We start from the raw sequence: 7,272 nt of genomic DNA, 5'->3' as shown, positions 1-7,272 counted from the left end.
AGGATGAAGGTGTTCTTCTACAACCATTTAACCCTCAATAGTTCTCTTGCCCCCACCGCAGCCCTCACAGCCCTCACTGCGCGCATTACGGCATGCAGGATGGATCACAGTCCTCTTGGCGGCACTCTGCTGCTCAGGCATCCTGTTGCTCTCGCAGACAGCTGCGGCCTCTCCCCTCCTGCTGAAAAGCGATGGAGGAAAAGGCTCATTTTCACTTGACGGACATCTGGAACTGCTTGAAGATGCGTCCGGAACGCTGAAGCTGCATGAAGTAATCGGCTCGACAGCATTCAGGGAGATACAGGGCAGCGTAAACGAAGGGTTTTCCGGCTCGGCATTCTGGGTACGGTTCAGGGTGGTAAGAGGAGAGGGGTTCCCCGCATCGGCATGGCTGCGCCTTGGCCCCCGCACCCCTGATACGCTCGAAGCCTATGTGCAGCAGCAGGGAACGAGCCCCCTCTCTGCATCTTCATACAAAGCATTCCCGCTGGGGCTCACCATGCCACCCGGCAAGCGGGCGGTTCCGGACCCTCAGCTCCTGGTGCCGCTGGAGTTGGGCCCTGAAGGGAGCGAACTGCTGGCCTATATGCGCATTGCCTCCCGCTCCCCTGTTCAGCTCCGGGGAACGGTGCTCAACAGAGAAGAGCTGATGAAGCAGTCGCGCAGCCATATGTTCCTGCAGGCTTTCTACCTGGGGGTTACTGCCGTGATTGTGCTGATGAGTCTCCTGATTTTCTTTGCTGTTCGGGAATGGAGGTTCCTCTTCTTTTCCCTCTACGCAGCAGACCTGTTCCTGTCCTATCTGATAGCACGGGGCATGTATGTATTCCTGATGCCCTGGCTTGGCGATAGCGCAGCTCCGGAACTGATGGAAACAACCGGCGGTCTGGGTGTGGTGTTTTTCGCGCTGTTTGCCTATGAAGTGCTTAAAGATAAATGCAAACCGACGACACTGCGGGCCCTTCAAGTGACCGCCCTTGCCGGGCTGCTTGACCCGACGGCATCGCTTCTCTTCAACACCACCATACTGAAACCCTTCGGGGCATACAGCGCAATCGCACTCCTCGGGGTGCTGTGCTGGATAACGGTTCGCCAGCTGCCGTTGCACCCTTTCAGAAAACAAGTACTCTTGGGGCTGTTCGGGCTGAACATCCTGCTTTATGGGGAGTTATTCCTGCAGCGCCTCGGCCTGCTGCCGCTCAATACGGCAATACAGGATCTTGTACAGGCAGGTTCATTCATGCATATCCTGGTGATTTTCGGTCTGCTCGTTGAACGCTTTCTGCATGCAGAACAGGAGCTGAAGGAGAGTACGCATGAAAGTGAAATGCGTGCGACGGCAATCGCAGAGAAAAAGACCGAAGAACTGCGCATATACAGAGACCGCCTCGAACAGTCGCTGCAGAGCCGGCATCAGTCGGCAGAGCGGGTCCGCCGGTTCTTTCAGATGGTGTCGCACGAGTACCGCACCCCTCTGGCCATCATCCAGGGCAACATCAACATCCTCAGCAGGAGGAGCCGCCCCGGAGACACAAAAAAACCAGCCATACTCCATGCCATGCACCGCGCTGCCGGGCGGCTGCTTGAGGTCATGGAACAGGCTGTGGAACGAAGCCGGCTGCTTGAAACCGATGATGTCCAGGTTATCGGGCGCATCAGGGTGAGTGCGTACATGTTTCAGCAGGTAGAGTCCGCAAGGGCACTCTGGCCGAAGCTTCACATCATACAAGAATGCCTTGCCGGAAATGAGGAAATCGAGGGAGACCTGCTGCTCCTGCAGATGGCGCTCTTCAACCTGCTTGACAATGCACGGAAATACTCACCCGAAGGCAGCCCGGTTCATGTGCGGTGCCGTGCCGAAGAAGGGTTCGGCATTATAGAACTCCACAACAACACGGCTCTGCCGATGGATGAAGATGAGGGTGAGTTGTTCATGAAGTTTCACCGGGGCAACAACAGTGCAGCCGAGCCGGGCAAAGGCATCGGGCTCTGGCTGGTGCGCGAAGTGATGCGGCAGCACGATGGAAGCGCCACCCTGAAGAGTGGCAAAGAGGGCGGCGTTACGGCAACCATCCGGATACCGCTTGCCCAAAAGGAGAACCCATGAGCCTGAATCCACTGAAAAGGAAAGGAATGCGCCATCGGGCGTTGCTCATGCTCGCGGTGCTCTGCCTGGCTGCCGGATGCGGAGCACATGCATGGGCCTCCCCTCTGGAGCTCGGCAAAAAAGAGCACTACTCCCTGGAAGGCCATCTTGCGGTTCTTGAAGACCCGGCGGGAACAGTCGGGCTTGCAGAGGCGAAAAGCGCATACCGCCAGGGAAAGTTTCAGGAGATTGAGGGCAAGTTTGCCGCGGGGTATTCACATTCCGCGTACTGGGTCCGGCTTGAGATCCTCCCGAGCGGGGGGTTTCCTGCAGAGGGCTGGCTGCGCCTGGCACCAGCGGTACTCGAACATATGGAGATCTACCTTCCAGAAAACCACGGCAGGCCGATTCGGATGGGCAGCACCGAGCTCCACCCCGGCGGCATCTTACGCAACGCTGATTTCCTCACCCCGGTGGACCTGTCCGGGGACGGTCCGGTCGTCGTCTATCTGCGGATATGGAGCCAGAACACGATCACCCTGCATGGTGGAATCTGCACAGAAGCACACCTGCTCTCATGCACCGACCGTACCATCGCCCAGGAGTCGGCTTTCGGGGCGATATCGCTGATGATCATCCTCATAGCGCTCGTTGTCTACCGCAATACGGGCTGGCGGCATATGCTGTATTTCAGCATATACATTTTCATTCTGTTCCTGTCATTGTATCTCTCAAGAGGGATGCACTTCTATCTGCTGCCCGACTGGCTGCGGACGTTCACCGCAGTGCTGTTGAAAGCCCAGTTGGGCTCGTCAATGCTCATCTTCATGCTCTTTGTCATTGAACTCATGAACGACGACTATCCCGGGAGATTCCGCACCTACTTTACCGTATTGATAGTGCTCGCGGTTCTTTTGCTCTTCAGCAGCCCGACGCCGGCATTCGGGGTTGTGGCAAGCATTGTGATGACCTGTTATTTTTCAATAGTGCCTCTCGTCGTATGGTTCAGTTCAAGAATTGTCCTCCCTACAAGATCTTCCCGGGTGTTGTTTGTCTCTGCAACCGTCACCATATTTTCGGGCTTTACCGTATATTTCCTGCATCTTATGGGATTCTTCCCTGATAGCGTGTTCGCCTTCAATGCCCTGCAGGCCTCGTCTCTCATCTATGCACTGCTGCTCCTGCCGGTGTTTGCCATCCGGGTCCAGAGTTCCCGCCAGCAGGCTATCGAGCAGTCCATACTGGTCACCAGAACTGCCGAGGCGCTCTCGGAACGAATCAGCAGGGAACTTCGTGAACACACCGAACGCCTGGAGGTATCGATTCAGGCGGAACAGTCAGCATCAGAGCGCATGGAGACCTTCCTGACAATGCTGGCACATGATTACCGCTCGCCGCTTTCCGTGATCTCCGGAAATCTTGATATTCTCAACAGATTGGCGCCTGAAGGAAACAGTGAAGCTGGCACTGAAATCGGCAAAATAAGGCACGCCGCCAAACGACTGGAGAAACTGATGGAGATATCACTGGTTCATGAACGGCTTCAGCAGCCCTCAGAGCCCGGCAGAGAAGAGTATATATGCGTTCATGAAGCCCTCAAGAGGGCAATCTCCGTGGCACAATCCCGCTGGCCCGAGAGAGGGTTCTTCCTTAGTGCATCCTCAGACGATGCATTTCTCTTCGGAGAACCCTCGCACTTTGATGCCGCCATCTTCAGCATATTCGACAATGCACACAGCTACTCCCCTCCGGGAAGCCCTGTCACCATCACCAGCACGGTTTCGAACGGACTCGTAGAGATAAACGTTAGCAATGCTGTCGAACTCCTGCCCGGAACTGATATGGAGGAGTTGTTCAAAAAGTATTACAGGGGAACCAATGCGGCAGGGACTGCCGGTGCAGGGGTAGGGCTGCCTGCAGCCCGAAGCATCATTGAGCAGTTCGGCGGAGAAGTCACCATACAGAAGACCGGGAAAAACTCCATCACGGTTACAATCACCGCCCCTGTCACCAGGCATACCCTGACCAGCTCCGAATAAGTCAAGGGAAAACAATCAAGACACAGCATACAGACCTTAACAATCATGCGGCATAAGGATGACACAGACTGAAAAAAACGGGAAAAGCATCCTCATTGTGGAGGATGACAGGGATCTGGCAGAAAGCATAGGCATGTACCTGGAACTTGAGGGATACCAGGTCACCACCGCCACCAACGCAATCAGCTGCTATGTGGAGCTTTACAATTCCACATTTGATCTTGCGCTGCTTGATCTTTCCCTTCCTGATCAGGACGGGCTCATACTCGCCCGCTACCTCCGCAACAACACCCAGACTGCCATCATGGTGCTCTCAGCCCGTTCCACCATTGAAGACCGGCGTATGGGCTACGATGCAGGAGCCCATGTATTCATTGCCAAACCGGTTGATTTCGGGGAGCTCTCCGGGTCGATAGCCGCTCTTCTTGATTCCATGGGCAAAGACAGCCAGACGCAACAGACCGCAGACACGAAGCCTCAGGAAGAGCGGTGGCTGATGCTTCGCAGTGACTGGGATCTGGTCTCACCCTCAGGGGCTCATGCCCGGCTCACTGCAAAAGAGTGGGACCTGCTTGTTGCGCTCTCAGCGCGCTGCAACAAAATGGTATCAAGGGAAAGCATCCTGAAAACGCTGGGCTACACGAACAACGAATACGGTCACCGTTCGCTGGAGTCCATACTGTACCGCCTGCGCAAAAAAACCTCGGATATGGGCGCCAACCCGGTCAAAACCTTTCACGGCAACGGGTACGGGTTCATGGCACCGCTGGTGGTTATTTGAGCAATCGGCAATGGAGGGGACCGGCAAGCCTCACATCTTCTTCCCCTCTCCCTTCGCCAATTCACCGATAAGGGAAAGAATCACGAAATGCTGGCGGTGGAGCTCCGCCTTGTAGTCGAGGGTCCTGATGGCGGTATCGATCACCTGCTGCTGGGCCGCAACCAGGTCATTGAGGGGCCTGCGGCCTGCGAGGAACTGCTCCTCATAGGCACGTTGTGTTTCCCGCTTGTGGTCAAGCTGCGCCTGCAGCGCCTTGTACTGCGGGATCAGCGCCTCACGGTTGGCATACGCACGCCTCAGGGCAAGTTCGACTGCACGCTGGGTGTTGTCGTACTCGGAACGGGCCCGCTCCATCTGGCTGCGGGTGCGGGCCTTGGTTGAGCTTTTCAGACCGCCGTCGAGAATATTGTGGCTCAGCTTCAGCCCCACGAACGAATCGTAATAATCACTCTCATTGCGCGTGACGTCGTAGACTGTGAGGTTGGCCTCCACCTCAAGGCGGGGGTAGAGCGCGCCCCAGGCCGCCTTGTAGTCCGCGGCAGCCGCATCGACCAGAGCCTTCGAGCTCAAAAGGTCGGGGTTCTTTCGCAGGGCCGCATCCATCCCGCCCGACATGCTCATCGGGATGGGAGCGAAGACGTCAGGAAACGCGAGGACGACCGGCGTGCCACCGAACACCTCCTCATAGCGGGCACCAGCATCTGCCCGCCGTCCTTCAAGCAGGACCACCTCGTTGCGAGCCTCGAAGACCCGGCTGTTCATCTGAAGCATTTCGCTCGGCGCGTCCCGCCCTGCATCAACTCTCGCGCGGATCATGTCGCGCAGCCGGCGCACCTCGGACAGGTTCTCTCTGGCGAACTCAAGCTGTTCCTGGAGCTTTGCAAGCTCGATCATCGTAGCCACCGCGCGCAGCGCAACCCCCTCCTCGGTCGACACCCGCCGCTCACGTGCCGCCAGAGAGCGGGCCATAGCGGCTTTTCCCCGCGACGAGGTCGCACCCCCGTCGAAAACCAGCTGACGCACTGTCAGGTTCGGGTTCAGGCGCACCTCGTCGTCAATCGGAAGATCTGAGACCGTCGCATAGGGTTTGCCGTCACGGATCGATCGGCGCAGGTCGGTGTTCAGACCGAGCGACACCTGGGGATAGAGCTGAGCCTTTGCTTCCCCGATTGAAGAGATGCTCTCCTGCTCGGCATACTCCGCAGCACGCACCGAAGGGTGCCTGGCGACAGCCTCACCCACATGCCGGGACCACTCTTCAAGCTGCAGGCGCGCCACCTCGTTGCGGATGACGGGCATGCTTGAATCGAACACCGGAAGGTCGCCGTCCTCTGACTCGACAAGGGCCCAGGGGGCAAGGTCATGCGGCGGGGGCATCCCGGGCCTCGCGGGAGCCGGCTCGGGAGACGGAGCTTCGGGGCCGGGCTCCTCCGCAAGTGATTCGTCCTTGACGAGGATCTCCCGGGAAGGCGCTTCCTGCAATGCAGACGGAGGCTCCTGCACCACGCCGATCCGGAGTTCCTCCGGCAGCGCCACCGATTCTACCGACGGCTGGGGTTTCGGGGGTTCACCGTCCACCCTCGTTTCACTTTCGGCATCAGGAATCGCAACCCCGGCGACCGGTTCGGGGAGAGGCGCGCCAACAGGCCCGGGCATCGCTTCAGGGAGTGGCTCGCCCTCTTCCAGAACGACAGCCTCCGGTTCAGCTGCGACAGGCTCCGGAAGAAGAGGGGCAGGGAGAGAAGCAGCCGCCGGGGCACGCTCTGGGGAAGCAGCAGAAGCAGCTGAGGGTCCAGGGTCTGCCGGGACCGGCTCATCCGGCAGAGGAGCCGCTGCCAGAGCGGGCGCTGTCGCTGTGGCGACAGCAGCAGGAACAGTTTTCTTTGCGCCTCCGTCCACGGAGGGCGCATCAGCCGAAGGCAACGGGACCGCCAGAACGGCGGCAGGCAGAGACTCAACCACAGCTGGTTCCAGCGCTGCAGGAGCCGCGGGAGCGGGCACGATCGGGGGCGGAGCCGGCAGAGAAGGCTGCATTGCAGCAACCCTCTTCGCAACAGGGGGCAACGGCTCAGCCTCAACGACTGCAGGTGTCGAAGGAGGCGAATCGAGCAGGAAGCTCCTGTGCAGAGACTCTTTCCTGACTGCCACATCGGACTTGGGAAGTGCCTGTACGACAGGTTCTTTCGTCGGCTGATTCACGACAACCGGCTTCAAGGGCTTAGCGTCAGGAAGTACACTGCCGGGCACCTCGACGACACTCTCTGCGGGAGCAGGAACAGGGGGCGCAGCGGAAGGGATCATGGCAGGCGGGAAAGCAGGGACGGGGTCCCGGGGCACGGGCTCAATAAGGAAACTCCCCCGCGCGG

Annotated in this window: 4 protein-coding genes; 3 read left to right on the top strand and 1 reads right to left on the bottom strand. The window is 58.5% G+C overall.

Annotated elements, in window-relative coordinates; translation table 11 throughout:
• The first annotated feature begins 46 nt into the window (after positions 1-46).
• Genes PLUT_RS01955 through PLUT_RS01945 form a run of 3 tightly spaced genes read left to right on the top strand, consistent with a single transcriptional unit; the run spans position 47 to position 4,906 of the window.
• Positions 47-2,107, top strand: coding sequence for a sensor histidine kinase (locus PLUT_RS01955; RefSeq protein WP_011357141.1), 2,061 nt, complete (start codon positions 47-49; stop codon positions 2,105-2,107).
• Positions 2,104-4,125 (top strand): sensor histidine kinase, encoded by a 2,022-nt coding sequence (locus tag PLUT_RS01950; RefSeq protein ID WP_011357140.1) that lies wholly within the window; start codon positions 2,104-2,106, stop codon positions 4,123-4,125. Before PLUT_RS01955 ends, PLUT_RS01950 begins: the two co-directional genes overlap by 4 nt.
• A gap of 58 nt (positions 4,126-4,183) precedes the next feature.
• The gene (locus PLUT_RS01945) at positions 4,184-4,906 is read left to right on the top strand and encodes a response regulator transcription factor (RefSeq protein ID WP_011357139.1); all 723 of its coding nucleotides are present in this window, start codon (positions 4,184-4,186) and stop codon (positions 4,904-4,906) included.
• Between the two features lie 30 nt (positions 4,907-4,936).
• On the opposite strand, the gene PLUT_RS01940 is transcribed toward PLUT_RS01945, so the two are convergent.
• Complete coding sequence (locus PLUT_RS01940) at positions 4,937-7,207, bottom strand: TolC family protein (RefSeq protein ID WP_041463737.1); 2,271 nt, start codon at positions 7,205-7,207, stop codon at positions 4,937-4,939.
• Positions 7,208-7,272: the final 65 nt, after the last annotated feature.

It is taken from the genome of Pelodictyon luteolum DSM 273 (assembly GCF_000012485.1).
GTDB lineage: Bacteria > Bacteroidota > Chlorobiia > Chlorobiales > Chlorobiaceae > Chlorobium > Chlorobium luteolum.
This window is presented reverse-complemented; position numbering and strand designations above follow the sequence as displayed.

Coding starts and splice junctions, on each gene's coding strand:
- PLUT_RS01950 (WP_011357140.1), top strand. CDS start 2,104: ATGAGCCTGAATCCACTGAAAAGGAAAGGAATGCGCCATCGGGCGTTG.
- PLUT_RS01940 (WP_041463737.1), bottom strand. CDS start 7,207: ATGATCCCTTCCGCTGCGCCCCCTGTTCCTGCTCCCGCAGAGAGTGTC.
- PLUT_RS01945 (WP_011357139.1), top strand. CDS start 4,184: ATGACACAGACTGAAAAAAACGGGAAAAGCATCCTCATTGTGGAGGAT.